The 17,482-nt window shown below is 64.3% G+C and carries 17 protein-coding genes; 8 read left to right on the top strand and 9 right to left on the bottom strand.

Features of this window, described 5'->3' with window-relative positions:
• Nucleotides 1-37: 37 nt before the first annotated feature.
• Nucleotides 38-997, bottom strand: coding sequence for a helix-turn-helix domain-containing protein (locus QF015_RS09450; protein ID WP_429388607.1), 960 nt, complete (start codon nt 995-997; stop codon nt 38-40).
• 249 nt (nt 998-1,246) lie between these two features.
• Here QF015_RS09450 and QF015_RS09445 point away from each other — a divergent pair, with 249 nt between their 5' ends.
• On the top strand, nt 1,247-2,722 hold the full coding sequence (locus tag QF015_RS09445; protein ID WP_429388605.1) for an APC family permease: 1,476 nt from the start codon (nt 1,247-1,249) through the stop codon (nt 2,720-2,722).
• 70 nt (nt 2,723-2,792) lie between these two features.
• Here the strand turns inward: QF015_RS09445 and QF015_RS09440 are convergent, their stop codons facing one another.
• Together QF015_RS09440 and QF015_RS09435 are read right to left on the bottom strand one after the other, a co-directional pair.
• Nucleotides 2,793-3,584 (bottom strand): MoaF C-terminal domain-containing protein, encoded by a 792-nt coding sequence (locus QF015_RS09440; protein ID WP_429388603.1) that lies wholly within the window; start codon nt 3,582-3,584, stop codon nt 2,793-2,795.
• A gap of 121 nt (nt 3,585-3,705) precedes the next feature.
• Nucleotides 3,706-4,452 (bottom strand): IclR family transcriptional regulator, encoded by a 747-nt coding sequence (locus QF015_RS09435; RefSeq protein ID WP_429388601.1) that lies wholly within the window; start codon nt 4,450-4,452, stop codon nt 3,706-3,708.
• A 131-nt stretch (nt 4,453-4,583) separates the two neighbouring features.
• Here QF015_RS09435 and QF015_RS09430 point away from each other — a divergent pair, with 131 nt between their 5' ends.
• Entirely contained in the window at nt 4,584-5,918 is a 1,335-nt protein-coding gene (locus tag QF015_RS09430) for an MFS transporter (RefSeq protein WP_310208791.1), read from the top strand.
• 70 nt (nt 5,919-5,988) lie between these two features.
• Here the strand turns inward: QF015_RS09430 and QF015_RS09425 are convergent, their stop codons facing one another.
• Entirely contained in the window at nt 5,989-6,672 is a 684-nt protein-coding gene (locus tag QF015_RS09425; protein WP_310208789.1) for a phosphoribosyltransferase, read from the bottom strand.
• A 71-nt stretch (nt 6,673-6,743) separates the two neighbouring features.
• Here QF015_RS09425 and QF015_RS09420 point away from each other — a divergent pair, with 71 nt between their 5' ends.
• Nucleotides 6,744-7,157: a MarR family transcriptional regulator gene (locus tag QF015_RS09420; protein WP_310208787.1), complete on the top strand. Its 414-nt coding sequence runs from the start codon at nt 6,744-6,746 to the stop codon at nt 7,155-7,157.
• A gap of 32 nt (nt 7,158-7,189) precedes the next feature.
• Here QF015_RS09420 and QF015_RS09415 read toward each other — a convergent pair whose 3' ends face one another.
• The 5 genes from QF015_RS09415 to QF015_RS09395 form a co-directional block, all read right to left on the bottom strand.
• On the bottom strand, nt 7,190-8,017 hold the full coding sequence (locus QF015_RS09415; RefSeq protein WP_310208786.1) for an alpha/beta fold hydrolase: 828 nt from the start codon (nt 8,015-8,017) through the stop codon (nt 7,190-7,192).
• A gap of 4 nt (nt 8,018-8,021) precedes the next feature.
• Nucleotides 8,022-8,351, bottom strand: a complete 330-nt coding sequence (locus tag QF015_RS09410; protein WP_017200407.1) for a biotin/lipoyl-containing protein — start codon at nt 8,349-8,351, stop codon at nt 8,022-8,024.
• On the bottom strand, nt 8,344-9,462 hold the full coding sequence (locus tag QF015_RS09405; protein ID WP_429388598.1) for an alpha-ketoacid dehydrogenase subunit beta: 1,119 nt from the start codon (nt 9,460-9,462) through the stop codon (nt 8,344-8,346). The genes QF015_RS09410 and QF015_RS09405 overlap by 8 nt, the downstream gene beginning before the upstream one ends.
• The gene (locus QF015_RS09400; RefSeq protein WP_429388595.1) at nt 9,455-10,507 is read right to left on the bottom strand and encodes a thiamine pyrophosphate-dependent enzyme; all 1,053 of its coding nucleotides are present in this window, start codon (nt 10,505-10,507) and stop codon (nt 9,455-9,457) included. The genes QF015_RS09405 and QF015_RS09400 overlap by 8 nt, the downstream gene beginning before the upstream one ends.
• Before the next feature lie 138 nt (nt 10,508-10,645).
• Complete coding sequence (locus tag QF015_RS09395) at nt 10,646-12,031, bottom strand: amino acid permease (protein WP_429388593.1); 1,386 nt, start codon at nt 12,029-12,031, stop codon at nt 10,646-10,648.
• Between the two features lie 174 nt (nt 12,032-12,205).
• Between QF015_RS09395 and QF015_RS09390 the strand changes: the two genes are divergently transcribed.
• The 5 genes from QF015_RS09390 (at nt 12,206) to nadC (ending at nt 17,467) form a co-directional block, all read left to right on the top strand.
• Entirely contained in the window at nt 12,206-12,679 is a 474-nt protein-coding gene (locus tag QF015_RS09390) for an Lrp/AsnC family transcriptional regulator (RefSeq protein ID WP_310208775.1), read from the top strand.
• A gap of 109 nt (nt 12,680-12,788) precedes the next feature.
• Nucleotides 12,789-13,508 carry an NUDIX hydrolase gene (locus QF015_RS09385; protein ID WP_429388591.1) on the top strand — a complete coding sequence of 240 codons (720 nt, stop codon included), beginning with the start codon at nt 12,789-12,791 and terminating at the stop codon, nt 13,506-13,508.
• Nucleotides 13,505-14,812 carry a quinolinate synthase NadA gene (gene nadA / locus QF015_RS09380; protein WP_429388589.1) on the top strand — a complete coding sequence of 436 codons (1,308 nt, stop codon included), beginning with the start codon at nt 13,505-13,507 and terminating at the stop codon, nt 14,810-14,812. Before QF015_RS09385 ends, nadA begins: the two co-directional genes overlap by 4 nt.
• Before the next feature lie 41 nt (nt 14,813-14,853).
• The gene (locus QF015_RS09375) at nt 14,854-16,596 is read left to right on the top strand and encodes an L-aspartate oxidase (RefSeq protein ID WP_429388587.1); all 1,743 of its coding nucleotides are present in this window, start codon (nt 14,854-14,856) and stop codon (nt 16,594-16,596) included.
• On the top strand, nt 16,589-17,467 hold the full coding sequence (gene nadC, locus QF015_RS09370) for a carboxylating nicotinate-nucleotide diphosphorylase (protein WP_310208769.1): 879 nt from the start codon (nt 16,589-16,591) through the stop codon (nt 17,465-17,467). The genes QF015_RS09375 and nadC overlap by 8 nt, the downstream gene beginning before the upstream one ends.
• The last annotated feature ends 15 nt before the right edge of the window (nt 17,468-17,482 follow it).

Genomic DNA, 17,482 nt, shown 5'->3' with positions numbered 1-17,482 from the left:
CCCGACGACGGCGCCTGGGTTTCGGCGCAGGGCGCCGTCAGTGGCTGCTGCGGTAGCCGGTGGGGGAGTTCCCGAAGGCTGCCCTGAAGATTCTGCTGAAGTGGGCGGCATCGGTGAACCCCCATCGTGCGGCGATGGCCGTTACGGGCCGGTCAGCCAGGACCGGATCCCTGAGGTCGCGGCGGCACCGTTCAAGCCGCCGTTGCCGGATGGAAGAGGCCACAGTTGTTCCGATCTCCTGAAAGAGGTCGTGGAGGTGCCGCGTAGAGATGTAATGGGCCGAGGCGATGGTTCCAGGGGAGAGTTCAGGATCGCCAAGGTTGGCCTCGATGTAGTCATGGATCCGCCCCAGCAGCAGAAGGTGCGGATCGCGTCCGGTCTCGATGAGCTGGTCCAACTCGCCGTTGAAGAGCGTGGTGACCAGGTCCAACGCGTTGTGGACCAGCCTGAGCCCGTTGGTCCCCGAGAGGGCTTCCAGGTTGTCGGCGAGCTTCACCAGGAAGGGACTGATGAGCTCGCCCAGGCCTTCGTCTCCTGGAATCCGCAGTGCCGTCACGTGTCCCATGGCTTCGGCCGGCAAGTCGAGCAAAACGTGGGGGAACATCAGCACCAAGGTGCGGAAGTCGTCGTCGAACGTCAACTGGTAGGGGCGGGAGGTGTCGTAGATGGAGAGGTCGCCCGGCCGAAGCACGGCCTCGCGTTCGTCCTGGACCAACCGGCCTGAACCGGTCAGCTGGATGCTGAGCTTGAAAAAGCGCCCGGTGGATTTCGCAATGAGTTCCGGCGTGCGAAGGACGGTATGGGGGCCGGCCGTGATTTCAACGACGGATATCTGACCCAGCACGCGGGCACGCATGGTTCCGTGGAAAGTGGAATCGCGGGGCCCCGTCGCCAAAAGTGGCACAAAGGAAGTGGAGATGGCCCGGCTCCATTCCTGGAAAGACTCCGCCACGACGGTCTGCACAGTGGTGGGGCCCGTTTCAGCCGCGACAGTCATCAAACTCCCTTTCAATGGCCCGCGCCGGCGCCTGTCCTTCGACATATTTGCCGGCCAGGAGGCCGGCGGGGCAGGAGTGAGCTTGCCCACGATTCTACACCGGGGCCCCACGCTCCCAGCGTGCGTGCGTGCACCGACAAACACCCTGCCGTGTGAGACAAGTCACGCCAAGCTCCGACGGTGGAAGATTACGGAATGACCCACACCGTGCCGCGCACATCTCCCGCGGCACCGAGGCAGGAGCACACTATGAGCGTGGACAATCCCGTTAAGGGCAGGACAGCCGGAACCGCAAACACCAAGAGGCTTCTTGGCGTACCGGCTGTGACCTTCATGATTATCGCCGCGTCGGCGCCGCTGACCGTCCTGGCAGGCGGAGTGACCACGACGTTCGCTGTCACCGGAGTGATGGGCGTGCCCCTCTCCTTCCTGATACTGGGTGGCATCCTGGCACTCTTCGCCGTGGGCTACGCCGCCATGAGCCGCTACGTCACCAACGCAGGAGCCTTCTACGCCTACATAGCCCAAGGCATTTCCAGGCCAGCGGGAGTCGGCGCTTCGCTGGTGGCCCTGATGGCGTACAACCTGATGCAAGTGGGCATCTATGGACTGTTCGGCTTCACGGTGTCCTCGCTGCTGTCGGCGCGGCTGGGCGTCGGAGTTCCCTGGTGGATCCCTGTCCTGGTGTGCATCGCCATCGTCGGGTGGCTGGGCGTCAACCGGGTGGACCTGTCCGCCAAGGTTCTGGGGGTGCTGGTCGCCCTCGAGTTCCTGGTGGTCATCATGTACGACGTCATCAGCCTGGCTGTCGCACCCGAAGGTGTCAGTGCGGTGGCGTTCAGCCCCGAGAGCCTCTTCGTGCCCGGGATCGGAGCCGTGCTCTCTTTTGGCATCGCCGCGTTCATGGGCTTTGAATCTGCTGCGATCTATGGCGAGGAATCAAGGGACCCCCAGCGAACCGTCGCACGGGCGACGTTCGCCGCCGTCGGAATCATTGCCGTGTTCTATGCCGTTTCGGCTTGGGCCATGACGGTGGGTGCGGGACCGTCGGCGGTCATCGAATCGGCAGCCGCGAACGGGCCGGACATGATGTTCGCGTTCCTTGGCACCAACGGCGGAGTGCTTCTCAGCGACATTGCGCAGGTCCTCTTTGTCACCAGCCTCTTTGCTGCCCTGGTCAGTTTCCATAACGCAGTGGCCAGGTACTTCTTCTCCCTCGGCCGGGAGCGGGTCCTGCCGCCGGTGCTTGCCAGTGTCCGGCAGGGAAGCGGCGCGCCCTTCGCAGGTTCCCTCGCGCAGACGGTGATTGCCGTCGTCGTGACCGTTGCCTTCGCCATTGCGGGGACCGGTTCCGAGCTTGGCGAACTCTACCCCGTGTTGACGATGTTCACGTGGCTGACCAACAGTGGTGCCATGGGGCTGGTCTTGCTGATGACCGTGGTATCGGTGGCCGTCATCGGATTCTTCCGCCGAAACCGGCATGGTGCCAGCCTGTGGGTCAGGGTGATCGCGCCTGTCCTGGGGTTCGTGCTCCTGGCTGTTGTCTTTGTGCTCATCCTGGCCAACTTCGATGTCCTGCTCGGACAAACTGAAACCACCGCCGTATCGTTTGTCCTCCCGGCCTTGGTTTTGCTGCCGGGAGTGATAGGTGTCGTCTGGGGTTTGCGGCTGCGGCGCTCGCAGCCGGCCCTGTACTCCCGTATTGGCCACGGCTCGGAAGACTAGAAGTCCCTTCGGGACCAGGCAGCCCCGGCGGATTCGACAGAGTCCGCCGGGGCTGTGGTGTGTGCGCGAGTTAGAGGGCGGGGTCCAGATCGGTCCGGTGGTGGGTCATGCTGATCAACCGTCCGTGGGCCCCGAACGTGAAGTGCACAGGTTGCGTGCCCGACTCATCCCAGCCGAACAAGCTTCCGTGGGAACGGATGGCGTTGACATCGCGGTGGTCGGCAATCGTGACGGAGCCGCAAGGAATGACTTTTTCGCGCCAGGTGAAGACGAAGATCCCGGGTCGGACCTGGTACACGGTATTTGAGTCGGTATCTGCCAGTCCGCGCTCCGGCCCGGCGAGGCACTGCCACGTGTACCACGTGGGACTGAGGTAGATGTGCTCGTACGCGTGCGACTCGCTGTAGACCCACTCAACGCGACGTCCGATGAGTCCGGTGCTCTCTGCCATGGGAATTCCGGTGGTGAAACGGTCAAGGGTGCCGGGCCGAAAGTCGTGCTGGACCGCCACGCTGGACGGGGTCGGTTGTCCAAGCCTTGCGCCAATGTACAACGCAGTTCCGTTAGTGAGGTCCAGGACCAGGGAAATGGCGAGTTCCGGCTCCGCCACGCTGTGCCATTGGGCGTAGTAGAGCTGTTCGGCCACGAGGAAGGCCTCGTAGGGAGCTGATCCCGCATGTCCGGCCGCGGTCCACTGCACCTCGTCGTCATCGAATCGGAAAGTCATGGGATCGCCCTTGGCATGGACGATGAATTGTTGCCCCGACAAGTCCTGCACCAATGGGGCCTTGTTGGCATCGAAGCCGGGGGCAAGTCCATCCAGGGGCAGCCAGTTGGAGGTGTCAAGAAGATTCAGGCTCATGGGTTCCTTCTCGTACTCGAAGAGGGACCGGACGGGGTGTCCGGTCCCTCTTCGAGTATTCAGTTCCCGTCACTGCAGGTCTTGTGCTGTGGGGCACGTTGGTTGACCCGTAAGGAATGGCTCAGGCGAGTTGGCCTTCGATGCGCGCGGCGCTGGCGGCGAGCGCCTGGCCCACGGCGTCGGAGTCCTGGTCCAAGCGGATATAGACGACGGCGATCGCTGCCGGCCGCCCGCCCGGAACCTTGATGGGGGCGGCGATGGAGGACAGGCCGGCGATCACCTCGTCATGGCTGGTGGCGTAACCGAGGCGGCGGGCCTCGTGGGCCTCGGCCCGGTAGGGGCTTCCGGGCCCCACTTGCTGCCAGCGCTCCTCCGTCATGGTTGATTGGATGGCTATCCCCGGAGCTCCGGTGCTGACCGGGTGGCGGCTTCCCGGGTGTTGGGCGAGCGCTGCGCCGGAGTGGCGTGGCTCGACGGTGACCAGCGTTACGCATTCCTGGTGGTCCCAGACGGCGACGAATGCTGTCATGTGCAGAGTGTTGGCCAGTTGTGTGAGTTCCGGCAGGGCGGCGGTTTGAAGGTTCCGGGAAACGCCGCTGGCCAGGACAGCCAATCCGGGGCCAGGCTGCACCCGGCCCGAGTCGTCGCGGACCAGGAGGGAATGGTCTTCCAGGGTCCTGAGGATGCGGTAGGCAACGGAGCGGTGGACGCCCAGTGCTTCGGTGAGTTCTGCAATGCTGAGAGGCTTGTCGGCGGCAGCGAGAATCTCCAGTGCTCGGATTCCCCGGGACAGGGTTTGCGACGGCGGAGCTTGCGTCGCGGCTTCCGATGGAGCGTGGACATCGCTGCGGGGAATCATGCGACCCATCCTATGTTGATGTGAACTTCCAAGACGCTGTGCTTTGGGTCACAGGGGTGTAGTATTCTTTCCTAACTGACCGTTCTGTCGGTTAATGCAAGTCAAGCGCCGACCAGTCACTCTCACCCCATGGAGTTCCAATGACCGCAACTTCCACTGTCGACTCTCCGTCAGGACCCAGCAGCAAGCGCGAGGAGCGCAGGGTACTGGCCGGGACACTGGTGGGCACCACCATCGAGTGGTACGACTTCTTCATCTTCGCCCAGCTCACGGCCACCCTGCTGGCGCCCTTGTTCCTTTCTCCTTTGGAGAAGTCGAACCCAGGAGTCGCCCAGCTCCTGTCGTTCGCCACGATCGGCATCAGCTTCCTCTTCCGTCCCCTCGGGGCTTTCGTGGCAGGGCACCTTGGCGACAGGATGGGCCGCAAGGCCGTCCTCGTCATGACCCTGGTCATGATGGGTGCTGCCACGGCACTGATTGGCTTGTTGCCTACCTACGCGACCATCGGTGTGTGGGCTCCTGTCCTGCTGATCACCCTGCGCGTGGTGCAGGGCTTCTCCGCAGGTGGCGAGTGGGGCGGTGCAGCCCTCATGGCTGTTGAGCACGCGCCCGTCAAAAAGCGGGGCCTCTTCGGCGCCTACCCGCAGATCGGTGTGCCGATCGGCATGATCCTCGCCACCGGCCTGCTCTTCCTCCTGCAGTCGGGAATGTCCAAGGAAGACTTCGCTGCCTGGGGATGGCGGGTGCCGTTCCTGCTCTCCGTAGTCCTTATCGTGGTGGGCTACCTCATTCGCCGCGCTGTTGGCGAAAGCCCCGTCTTCAAGGAAATCGCCCAGCGCAAGGCCGAAAGCAAGGCGCCACTGGGCGAGCTCTTCCGCAGGAACAAGAAGGAAGTCATCCTTGCTGCACTGATTTTCATCGCCAACAACGCCGCTGGGTACCTGCTGATCGCCTTCTTCATCTCCTATGCCACCAAGACATTGAAGATGCCCACCCCGCAGGTGTTGCTTGCCACGACGGTCGCATCGTTCGGCTGGCTGATTTTCACCATGGTGGGCGGTTGGTTGTCGGACAAGATCGGCCGCGTGAAGACGTTCCTGATCGGCTACGGCTTGGTCTTCGCCTGGATGATTCCCATGTTCGTGCTGATCGATTCCAAGGACATCGTGCTGTACGGAACGGCACTCTTCGTCCTGACCATCGGCCTGGGGCTCTCCTACGGTCCAATGTCCGCCATGTACGCCGAGATGTTCCCGGCCCAGGTGCGCTACTCCGGAATCTCCATCGGGTACGCGCTCGGTGCCATCCTGGGAGGGGCGTTCGCCCCGCTGATTGCCCAAGCGCTGCTGGACTCCACCAAGTGGTCCGGTTCAGTGGGCCTCTACATCATGGGTCTGTGCATCATCTCCGCCGTGGGCGTGATCCTCGCCAAGGAAACCCGTGGACGGCCGCTGGGGTACAGCGTCCACCACTAGAACAGAACCCCGGAAGACGGGTGCGGTCCGCAAGGACCGCGCCCGTTTTTTCGTTAAGGAACGACGGCGGCTAAGCGCGCCCGCCGGCGCCGGCACCTTCCAGCAGGCCCATGACATCGACGTCGGAGAGTTGCTCGAACCGCTCGTAGAAAGCGCCAACGGCGTGGAATTTTCCGGGAGTATGAAGGGCCATGACGGCGTCGCAGACCCTCGCCAACGACGTCGAGGCTTCCAAGGATGCAACGGGCACTGCAGCCACAACGGTGCGCGCGCCGGCGGCACGGACCGCTTCCACGGCCGCCCGCATGGTGGCTCCCGTAGCCAGCCCGTCATCGGCCAGCACCACGGTCTTCCCGCGAAGGTCATGGTCGGTTCCCGGATACTGCCGGGCGCGTCGGAGAAGCTCGGCGCGCTCGTGGGCTTCCACGGCGTCGAGCGCGGACTGGGAGATGCCGTGGGCGAGGATGAGTTCCCTCAGCGGCTTGTTCACGATCCGAAGGACATCGCCACGCGACCAGGCAAGGGCGCCGAAGGCAGTTTCATCACGGCCCGGGATGCCGAGCTTGCGGACCAGGACAGCGCCGAAAGGCAGGTAGAGTTCCGATGCTGCGGCGACTGCTACCGGTACTCCACCGCGGGCCAGGCCAAGCACTATGGTGTCCGGCTGTTCCCTGAGTTGGGGGAGTGCTTCAGCCAGGCGTCGACCGGCTTCCGCGCGGTCCTTGAAACGCATGCCCATCTGCTCCACTTCCACGAAATCCGTTGCAGTTCCAAGCCTACCGTCCAGACCTTGCCCGGTAGCGCCTCCCCTGAAAGCATGGCTTTGTGAACAAGCCGATCGGATATTGGATCAAGAGGCTCGATGCGGCGTTGGAAGCGCAGCTGGACAGCATCCTGGCCCGGATCAAGCTCAGCCGGCGCCAGTGGCAGACCCTCAGCGTTCTATCCGAGGGTGCGATGCTTCCGGACCACCTCGAGGAATCGCTGCGTCCCCTCTGGGGAAGCGACGTCCGGATGAGGGAGAGGGAACTCGCGGCCCTGGTTGGCCGGGGAATGATCACCATGGTCGACGACCGGCTGGTCCTCAGTGACCTCGGACGCGAGAAGTTCCATGAAGCCCAGCGCCTGGTTGAAGCGGCACGTCAGGACCTTTCCATGGGTATCGGCATCGACGAGTATGCCATGGCCTTGAGCGTGCTGGAGCGGATGAGCCATAACGCGGAGCGGCTGGCCCGCTGACCACTGTCAGCCGGGCCAGCCGCCGCCCCGTCCTACACCCCGAGAAACTCCAGGGCAGCTTCCTTGAAGGCCCTGCTGGTGATCACGTTGGTGTGCGTGCGCCCGGGAATCACCAGGGTTTCCACCAGAGCGCCCCGCTTGCCCGCAATGGCAGCGAGCTCGGGCATGGTCGCGGCACGTTCATCCTTTTCGCCGGCAACCAACAACAACGGCATGTGCGGGGCAGCCTCGGCGGGATCGAAAGGTTCCCCCTTGATGGCCTCGATGAGTGACAACATGGCGAACAGGTTGTTGCTGGGGAGCATCTGTGCCATTTTCAGCAGGCCCGCGGTGGATGCGTCCTCCACCGGTGTGCCATCGGCCAGGTGGCGCTGGGCGGCGGCGAGGTCAAAGGCGGCCAGCGGATCGGCCGAGCTCGGTCCTCCCAACACCATGCGATGCACCAAATCCGGCTGCGTGGCGCCAAATTCCCACGCCAACCGTGAACCCAGCGAGTAGCCCACGACGTCCAGGCCCGTGGAAGGGTCACCGTCGCGCAAAGGCCGGGCACCGGCGTCGGTCACTATCTGCAGAAGGTCTGCACGGATGCGGCTGGGCGTGTACGAATCCAGGTCTTCAGGGGAGTGGCTCCGGCCGTGGCCGGGCAAGTCCACGGTGATGACCCGGCGGCCGGCATCCTGCAGTGTGGTGATCCAGCCGCTGTCCGCCCAGTTCAACTTGCTGGAGGAGGAGAAGCCGTGGATCAACAGGACCGAACGCAAGCCCGCATCGGTGGAGGGTTCATGCACTTCGACGAACAGCCCGGGATCGGTGCCCTCCACTGTGTGCCTGTGCTGTTCCACTGTGTGCCTGCCGGTCATGGTGTCAGTCCTCATCGAGTACGGCGCTCAGGCGGACCCGGCGCTTGGGTGCTTCGTCCTTCGGAACAGTGCCCACGATCCCAGCGGTGTCATCCGGAACCTCGAACACGATCAGCGGCTCGCCAACGTTGATGGTGTCACCGGGCGCCCCGTGAATACGCACCACTTTACCCGCCTGCGGGCTGGGCAATTCGAGGGCTGATTTGGTGGTTTCGAGTTCCACGATCGGCTGGTTGCGTTCCACCTGCTGGCCGGGCTCCACCAGCCAGTCCAGCACGGTTGCTTCAATGAGGCCCTCACCGAGATCGGGGAGCGGGAAGGAAATTTCAGCCACGGCGGTACTCCAGTACGCGTTGGATCCCAAAGAGGATGCGGTCGATGTTGGGGATGTATTCGTCTTCCAGGTCACCTGAGGGATAGGGCACGTCAAAGCCGGTGACACGTTCCACCGGCGCCTTGAGCGTCGCGAAACAGCTCTGCGTGATGAGTTGGGCCACTTCGGCACCCAGCCCGGAGGTCAGCGGCGCTTCATGGACGACGACGGCGCGGCGCGTCTTCCCGACGGACCTCGCCAAGGCTTCGGCGTCGATGGGCTTCAGCCAGCGCAGGTCGAGGACTTCGACGTCGATGCCGTCCTCGGCTGCCAGCTCAGCCACCTGCAGGCAGCGTGAGACCATGGCACCCCAGGCGACGAGGGTCAGGTGGCGTCCTTCGCGGGCCACCCGGGCGCCGGTGAGGCTGCCGTCGACGCTGGCGCTGGCGCCGCCGTCGTGGGCTGCTGTGTCCGCGGCCGCGGAGGTGACATCCACCGGCCCCTTCTGCCAGTAGCGCGACTTCGGCTCCATGAAGATCACGGGATCGGGCCGGCTGACCGCGTACTTGAGCAGGTGGTAGGCGTCGTGCGGGGTGGACGGAGAGACCACCTTGAGTCCCGGGACGTGGGCGAAGAGCGCCTCGAGGCTCTCACCGTGGTGCTCGGGAGCACGGATGCCGCCGAAGCTGGGGACGCGCAGCGTGATGGGCATGGGGAGGGCGCCGCGGCTTCGGTAGTTCATCCGGGCGATCTGGCAGACGATCTGGTTGATGGCCGGATAGGCGAAGCCGTCGAACTGGACCTCGGGAATGGGGTGGAAACCAGCCATGGCGAGGCCCACCGACATTCCCAGGATGCCCGATTCGGCCAGCGGGGTGTCGAACACGCGGTCCTCGCCGTGCTTTGCCTGCAGGCCGTCGGTGATGCGGAAGACGCCACCAAGCCGGCCGCAGTCCTCGCCGAAGATGACAGTCTTGGGGCTTTCTGCCAGGACCTCGTCGAGGGCGCGGTTGAGGGCCTGTTGCATGGACATCTGCTGCACGGCAGATGTACCGGCAGGCGCACCGGTGGCAGTGCTGCCCTCCGCGCCGCTCTCAGTGCTGCTATGCAGATCCGTGATGGTCTCAGACATGTTCGGACTCCTCGCGCCACGTCGTGGCCTGGGAATGGAGGGCGGGCGTTGGTTCCTGGAAGACCAGGCTGAACATCTCGGCACCGGGGCGGGGGCCCAGGTCCTCGATGCCGGCACGGATGGCTTCCTCTTCCTTTTCTGCACTGCGTTGTACTTCGGCGAAGAATGCTGCGTCCGCAACGCCCTCTGCCAGCAGCTTCTGCCTGAAGCGCTCCAGGGGGTCATCGCCGGCGTCCTGTCGTTCCTCCTCCAGGGTGCGGTAGCGGCCGGGATCGTCCGCCGTGGAGTGCGGCCCGCGGCGGTAGGTCATGGCCTCGATCACCACGGGGCCGTTTCCGGCGCGGCAGTGGGCCAAGGCCGACCGTGTTGCCTCGAAGACAGCTACGACGTCGTTCCCGTCCACCTGCAGGGACGGGATCCCGTAGCCTGCGGCGCGGGCGGCCACGGAGCCGCCGGCCACCTGGCGTTCGGTGGGGACGGAAATGGCCCAACCGTTGTTCTGGATGAAAAAGACCACGGGGGCTTTCATGACAGCTGCGAAGTTCATGGCTTCGTGGACGTCGCCCTGGGACGACGCGCCGTCGCCGAAGTACGTCATCGCGACGCCCATGTCGCCCTTGGGGTGGCCGGCGAGTGTTTGGCCATGGGCCCACCCCACAGCGTGCAGGACCGAGCCCGCCACGACAGCCTGGATCGGAGCGAACCTGGATTCCAGCGGGTTGTACATGCCACCGTGCCAGGTGGCTTTATGCGTGGACATGTAGCCCACCATGTCCAGGCCCATGGCCCGGGCAACGCCCATTTCGCGATACGTGGGGAATACGAAGTCGCGGGACCGGTCCACGGCGTAGCCGCTGCCCACCTGGGCGGCTTCCTGGCCGAGCTCCGGCGCGTAGCCGGGGATGATGCCTTGCCGTTGCCAGGCAACGGCTGAGGTGTCCAGGTGCCGGACCGCTGCCATGAGGGTGTACAGCTCCCGGAGTTGATCACGGGTAAGCGGGGCCGCGTCGTCGTCGACGGCGGCCAGTACGGGTTGAGTCGTCATGGCTGTGACCCTAGTCACCGATGTGTGGCGTGCGCAATCAGCTCAGTTCCAGCGGAACACTTTGTACAATTTGGGCATACAAAGAAGCCCTGCACAGTACAAACTGTGCAGGGCTTCTTTCGAGTGCTAAGCAGGCAGCTACTTGACTGTTGTGGTCTGCTTGGCGGCTTTGGCTCTGGCGTTGATGAAGCAGCCGGCGGCAATGGCCAGGATCAGGATGAAGGTGCCGATCAGCTGTCCGGCGCTTTCGGGGTTGGCGAAGCCCACCACCAGGATGAGGCCCAGCAATATGAGGCCCAGGATGGTGAGGAAGGGGAAGCCCTTCATGCGCAGCGGCAATTCAGTGCCTTCCCTGTCAGCCCTGCGGCGCAGGATGAACTGGGACACCAGGGCAGTACCCCACACCACAAGGCAGGTGGATCCGACGAGGTTCAGCAGGGCCGGAAGGATCTTCTCAGGGAACAGCAGTTCCAGGACCGTTGCGATGAAGCCGAACGCGACGGAAACGACGACGGCGGCTACAGGAACCTTGGAAGCGCTCAAGCGCGAAAGCAGGCGGGGAGCTTCGCCGCGTTCGGAGAGGGAGAAAATCATCCGGGAGGCGCCGTACAGGTTGGCGTTGAGCGCCGACAACAAGGCGACCACGGCAACCAAGGTGATGGCAGCGCCGGCGCCGGGGATTCCTGCGAGGTCCAAGACTCCGGCGAAGGGAGATTTCAGGCCCTCTGAGCCCACCGGAAGGATGGCAGCGATGACGAAAACGGAACCGATGTAGAAGACCAGGATGCGCCAGACTACGGTGCGGATGGCCTTGCCTACGCTGTGGGCCGGGTTCTCGGTTTCGGCGGCAGCAACGCTGACGATCTCTGTCCCACCGAAGGCGAAGATCACGACGAACAGGGCAGCAGCGATGCCGCCGATGCCGTTGGGGGCGAAGTCGCCAAAAGCTGAGAAGCCCGGCGATGGGACGTTTGGCAGCCAGCCGAAGAGGAGGGCCGCGCCAATCAGCAGGAAGATGACGATGGCCGCGACCTTGAGGATGGCGAACCAGAATTCAAACTCGCCGAAGTTGCGGACGCCTACGAGGTTGATGCCTGTGAAGACAACCATGAACACCAAGGCGAGGATCCATACGGGAATGACGGGCCAGACGGAGTATAGCAACCCGGCAGCGCCGATTGCTTCTGCGGCGATGACCACCACCAGCTGGAGCCACCATAGCCAGCCGATGGTGCCGCCGGCTGTCTTGCCCAGGGCTTTCTCCGCGTAGACGGAGAAAGCTCCGCTGTTGGGATTGGCCGCTGCCATCTCGCCGAGCGCCCACATGACCAGGATGATCAACGTGCCGGCGACGAGGTAGGAAATGAGAACTGCCGGGCCGGCGGCCTGGACGCCCGCGCCGGAGCCCAGGAAGAGGCCTGCGCCGATCGCGCTGCCGAGCCCCATCATGGTGAGTTGGCGCGGCTTGAGCGCATGGCCGAGGCCGGTTGTTGGCGCAGCAGCCGCGATGGACTTCGTTGTCATACGTGTCTACCTTCTATGGATTACATGCTGGTTTGGCGTGCCGGCCTCATGGGCTGGGCGCGCGGGCGTCGACGACGCAGCAAGAGCCGTGGAATAATTCTCGCAGTTTGTAAGATACATCACTTTTTGCTTAGGCGATGTGATGGGTACGGATCCCCGGGGACAGGAACTTTGATGCTGGTCGATGCGCTTGATGCAAAAATTGTACGTTTCTTCACTGATTCACCGCGATCTTCCGTGCTGGAGGCCTCCCGGGTGCTCAGGGTTGCCCGGGCCACGGTGCAGTCCCGCATCGACCGGATGATCGAGAACGGGGTCATCGGCTCCTGGGTTCCCCAGCCCGATCCTGCCAATTTCGGTTTTCCCGTGGTGGCCTTCTGCTCCGTCACCATCACGCAGGAAATTGGCCACGATGCGATCATCGAAAGCCTGGGCGCCATCCCGGAAATCATCGAGGTCCACACGGTCACGGGAAACTCGGACCTTATGGTGCGGATCGCGGCGCGTTCCAACCCCGACATGCAGCGTGTCCTCGATGCCATGATTGCCACCAAGTCCGTGGTCCGCTGCTCTTCGGTGATTGTCCTCAACAGCCACATCCAGGGCCGCACCCTTCCCTTGCTGGAGGCGGCGACCAAGAGCTTGTGACGTAAAGCATTTTGCGTGGCAGCCGCAGAGTCGTACCATTAGTTCTAGTCAAGGTGACTTTAACTAGCGCTCCAGTTCCAGGGAGCTCCCCCTGCGGCAGCGAAGCGAGGTGAATGCCGTGAACACCAACTCAGCCAATGTCGCCGAGAGGCGGCTTGCGCCGCCGTCGTTGGCTATCTCCACGGTGATCTTCGCCCTCCGTCCCAGCGAAAAATCCGGCCGCCCCACCCTTTGGCTGCCGCTGGTCCGCCGGATCAGGGAACCCTACAAGAACATGTGGGCCCTTCCCGGCGGTCCGCTGGCCCACGATGAATCACTCCAGGACGCCGCCTCCCGGAACCTTCGGGAGACCACCGGCCTGACACCGCATTACCTTGAACAGCTCTACGCTTTTGGTGGCCTGCACAGGTCACCCACCCAGCGTGTGGTCTCCATCGTCTACTGGGCACTGGTGCAACCCACCGAAGCTGCCTTGGCCGACGAGTCCGAGAATGTGCGGTGGTTCCGGGCCGACCGGCTCGGGGACCTCGCCTTCGACCACAACGCCATCGTGGACTACGCCTTGTGGCGGCTTCGCAACAAGATGGCCTACGGGTCCATCGCCTACCACCTGCTGGGAGAGTTCTTCACCCTCGCCCAGGTCCGCGAAGTCTATGAGGCCGTGCTGGACCGCCAGCTCGATCCCGCCAACTTCCGCCGACATATCAAGGCAGCACCGGAAATCGAAGAAACCGGTGAATACCTCCAGGGCGGCAAACACCGTCCACCCCGCCTCTACCGCTTCACCGGCACGCCCGGCCTCGGGCCAGATAACAGGAGTACACCATGAGCAGCGTCAACACTGCCGTCCAGCTGATCACTCGCGAGGAAGCCGAGAAGGGCCTCTCCCGGGCAGGGTCCACGTGCAGCCCGGCCTTGGCCAGGGGACCATGGGAGTACGACCTCGCCGAGGCCCTCGCCGGCGAGCCGGCATACGGCCCGGGCGCGTCAAGCGCAGACGTGGCACCCAGGGCCACACCGCGGCAGGGCCAGTTGCCGGAGGAGTACAAAAAGGCCTCCGACGCCGAACTGGACGCCCGCATCCGGGCGGCGAAAGAGATACTCGGGGACCGGGCCGTCATCCTGGGGCACTTTTACCAGCGCGACGAGGTCATCCAGTACGCAGACTTCGTCGGCGATTCCTTCCAGCTCGCCAACGCTGCGCTGACCAAGCCCGATGCCGAAGCCATCATCTTCTGCGGTGTCCACTTCATGGCAGAAACCGCCGATATCCTTTCCACGCCTGAGCAGGCCGTCATCCTGCCCAACCTCGCTGCCGGCTGCTCCATGGCAGATATGGCCGATGAAGACTCGGTGGAGGAATGCTGGGAGCAGCTGGAAGAGATCTTCGGCACCGAGCCTGACGCCGAAGGCCGCGTACCAGTCATCCCCGTCACGTACATGAACTCCTCCGCAGCGCTCAAAGCGTTCTGCGGCCGTAACGGCGGCATCGTCTGCACCTCCTCCAACGCGAAGGTAGTCCTGGAATGGGCCTTCGAGCGCGGTCAGCGGGTGCTGTTCTTCCCCGACCAGCACCTGGGCCGCAACACCGCCAAGGCACTGGGCGTCCCGCTGGAGCAGATGCCCATGTGGAACCCGCGCAAGGAACTGGGCGGCAACGACGAACAGCAACTTCTCGGTTCCCGGGTGATCCTGTGGCACGGCTTCTGCTCGGTCCACAAACGCTTCAATGTGGGCCAGATCGAGAAAGCCCGGCAAGACTTCCCGGGCGTCAACGTGATCGTCCACCCCGAATGCCCCATGGAAGTCGTGGACGCGGCAGATTCAGCAGGCTCCACGGACTTCATCAAGAAGGCCATCGCCGCCGCCACCGAACCCACCACGTTCGCCATCGGCACCGAGATCAACATGGTGAACCGGCTCGCCGCCGAAAACCCGCAGCACACCATCTTCTGCCTGGACCCCGTCATTTGCCCGTGCTCCACCATGTACCGCATCCACCCGGGCTACCTCGCCTGGGTCCTGGAGGAACTCGTGGAAGGACGCATCGTCAACCGCATCACGGTGGACGACTCCGTACAGGACAACGCCAAGATTGCGCTGGAGCGCATGTTGGCAGCCAAGCCGGCCTGACCTTCGTCACGCCACCCCGGACTAGCCGAATCGAGCCTCGCATGACAACAGAGAGCCTTGCCGGTGGCCCCGCGCCCCAACGGCTGATCGTCGTCGGAAGCGGCATTGCCGGACTGTACTCAGCCCTGCTTGCCGCAGAAGCCGGCGCGGAGGTGGTGCTGCTGACCAAGGGAGCGCTCGCCGACAGCAACACCTACTACGCCCAGGGTGGGATTTCAGCCGTCCTGGACGAGCCCGCTGCCGGCGATACTGTGGCCGCCCATATTGCCGACACGCTCAAGGCCGGCGCCGGACACTGCAACGAGGAAGCGGTGCGGGTGCTGTGCAGCGAGGCGCGGCTGGACATCGCCGGGTTGGGACGGTTCGGCGTCCACTTCGACCTTGACGACGACGGCGGTCCTTCCCTTGGTCTCGAAGCCGCCCACTCCGCACCACGGATCCTGCACGCCGGCGGCGACGCCACCGGCGCCGGGGTGGCGGCCGCACTGATCAGGACAGTCCTGGACTTCCATGCCGCAGGCAAGATCCACGTGATCGGGCACGCCCACGTCACATCGCTGACGTTGGGCGGGCCGCAGGGCGGCAAGGTGGTGGGTGCCAATGTCATCCAGGATGGCCGGGAGTTCGGAGTCGGTGGCGATGCTGTCCTGCTGGCAACCGGCGGAGCAGGGCAGGTGTTCGCCCAGACCACCAACCCATCTGTTGCCACCGCGGACGGGCTGGCGCTGGCATGGCGGGTCGGTGCCGCTGTGGCCGACCTCGAGTTTTTCCAGTTCCATCCCACGTGCATGGTTCGGCCCGCCGATGCCAGGGAAGTTGAAGGCAACAACGACCCCCTGCTGATCTCCGAAGCGGTCCGGGGTGAGGGCGCCATTCTGGTGGACGCGGCCGGTCACCGGTTCATGCCCGACTACCACCCCGACGCCGAGCTCGCCCCCAGGGACGTTGTTTCCCGCAGCATCGCCCTGCACCTTGCAAAACTCGGCGATCCCCATGGCCACGTCTTCCTCGACGCCACCGTGATCGAGGAACGGCGGGGCGAAGGCTTCCTTGCCCGGCGTTTCCCGACCCTGAGCAAACGGACCCGCCAGGCAGGCGTTGACTGGACCAAAGAACCGGTCCCCGTGGCGCCGGCGGCGCACTACTGGATGGGTGGGGTCGTGACTGACCTGTACGGCCGGACCTCTGTTCCCGGGTTGCTGGCTGCCGGTGAGGTTGCTTGTACGGGCGTGCAAGGGGCTAATCGGCTGGCCAGTAACTCGTTGCTCGAGGGTCTGGTGTTTGGGCGGCGGGCTGTTGAAGGGTTCCTTGGGTCGTCCAGTGGGTCGCCTGACGGAGTCCCTCTGCGTGCTGACTCGGCCGCGGGCGGCCTCGCTTTTACGAACGCTGCCGGGACCCCGGCAGGCGACAATCGCAGCGGAACCTTCAGCGAAACCGCCGAGTCAGCGGGAGCCAGCGGGTTCTCGAGGCAGGCACTTCGGCGGCTGATGACCGCCAAGGCAGGTGTCCTGCGTTCAGGTGACCTCCTGGCTGAGGCCGCAGAGGTTTTGGGGGAATGGGAAGAGACTGTTGGTCCCTTGAGCGTTCCGGGGTCTTTGGACGTGCGGGAGCATGAGGATTCCAATCTTTTGCTAGCGGCGCAGCTGCTCGTCCATGCAGCGCGGAAACGGCGGGCGTCCTTGGGCGCGCATTACCGCAGCGACGGTGTGGCGGAACCAGCCGCCGTCGAAGATTTTGACAAGCGTTACACCATGAGCCGGAAAGCGAGCCTCGTCCATGACTAACCTGACCCTCCCCGCAGCCCCTGTCCGGGACATTCTGGAACGGGCTTTCGCCGAGGACGCACCCAGTGGGGACATCACCTCGCAACTGCTGATCCCCGCCGATGCCCGGGCAACAGCTGTGCTGAACGCGCGTGTCCCCGGTGTTCTCAGTGGCGGTACCGTATTCCGTGACGCCATGAAGTATGTCGACCCTGCTACCGAGGTGGAACTGCTGCTCGCCGACGGTGAAGCGTTCGACGCCGGGGCGCACCTGGCGCGGGTCAGCGGCAGCGCCCGCTCGGTGCTGCTCGCCGAAAGGGTCGGTCTCAACCTGGTGCAGCGCATGAGCGCCATCGCCACCAAGACCTCGGAATTTGTCCGGCTCGTGGAAGGGACGCGTGCCCGGATCACGGACACCCGAAAGACGACGCCGGGCCTTCGCGTCCTGGAACGCTACGCCGTGCGCTGTGGTGGGGGAGCCAACCACCGGTACAGCTTGTCCGACGCCGTACTGGCCAAGGACAACCACTTGGCCGTCATGACCGGAGGCGATTCCAGCAAGCTGACTGGGCTGCTGCTTGCGGCCAAGGCCCAGCTCGGCCACACCACCCACTTCGAAGTAGAAGTGGACCGGCCCGGGCAGATCGAGGCTGTGCTGGCAGCAGGAGTGGACACCATCATGCTGGACAACTTCTCCCTTGAGGAGCTTCGCTCCGGGGTGAAGCAGGTGGACGGCCGGGCCATTGTGGAAGCCAGCGGCAACGTGAACATGAGCACGGTCACGGAGATTGCCGCAGCCGGCGTGGATGTCATCTCCATCGGCGGGCTCACGCACAGCGTCGCGGCCCTGGACCTTGGACTCGACGTCGAGCTCACGACTTCACGAAACTGAAAGGGCCCGACGCCC

The sequence above is a fragment of the Paenarthrobacter sp. TE4293 genome (assembly GCF_050435325.1).
GTDB lineage: Bacteria > Actinomycetota > Actinomycetes > Actinomycetales > Micrococcaceae > Arthrobacter > Arthrobacter nitroguajacolicus_C.
This window is presented reverse-complemented; position numbering and strand designations above follow the sequence as displayed.

Excerpts from the sequence above, each read along its gene's own strand:
- QF015_RS09445 (WP_429388605.1), top strand. The coding sequence starts at position 1,247 with ATGAGCGTGGACAATCCCGTTAAGGGCAGGACAGCCGGAACCGCAAAC.
- QF015_RS09405 (WP_429388598.1), bottom strand. The coding sequence starts at position 9,462 with ATGTCTGAGACCATCACGGATCTGCATAGCAGCACTGAGAGCGGCGCG.
- QF015_RS09440 (WP_429388603.1), bottom strand. The coding sequence starts at position 3,584 with ATGAGCCTGAATCTTCTTGACACCTCCAACTGGCTGCCCCTGGATGGA.
- QF015_RS09375 (WP_429388587.1), top strand. The coding sequence starts at position 14,854 with ATGACAACAGAGAGCCTTGCCGGTGGCCCCGCGCCCCAACGGCTGATC.
- QF015_RS09390 (WP_310208775.1), top strand. The coding sequence starts at position 12,206 with ATGCTGGTCGATGCGCTTGATGCAAAAATTGTACGTTTCTTCACTGAT.
- nadC (WP_310208769.1), top strand. The coding sequence starts at position 16,589 with ATGACTAACCTGACCCTCCCCGCAGCCCCTGTCCGGGACATTCTGGAA.
- QF015_RS09435 (WP_429388601.1), bottom strand. The coding sequence starts at position 4,452 with ATGGGTCGCATGATTCCCCGCAGCGATGTCCACGCTCCATCGGAAGCC.
- nadA (WP_429388589.1), top strand. The coding sequence starts at position 13,505 with ATGAGCAGCGTCAACACTGCCGTCCAGCTGATCACTCGCGAGGAAGCC.
- QF015_RS09395 (WP_429388593.1), bottom strand. The coding sequence starts at position 12,031 with ATGACAACGAAGTCCATCGCGGCTGCTGCGCCAACAACCGGCCTCGGC.
- QF015_RS09450 (WP_429388607.1), bottom strand. The coding sequence starts at position 997 with ATGACTGTCGCGGCTGAAACGGGCCCCACCACTGTGCAGACCGTCGTG.
- QF015_RS09415 (WP_310208786.1), bottom strand. The coding sequence starts at position 8,017 with ATGACCGGCAGGCACACAGTGGAACAGCACAGGCACACAGTGGAGGGC.
- QF015_RS09430 (WP_310208791.1), top strand. The coding sequence starts at position 4,584 with ATGACCGCAACTTCCACTGTCGACTCTCCGTCAGGACCCAGCAGCAAG.
- QF015_RS09400 (WP_429388595.1), bottom strand. The coding sequence starts at position 10,507 with ATGACGACTCAACCCGTACTGGCCGCCGTCGACGACGACGCGGCCCCG.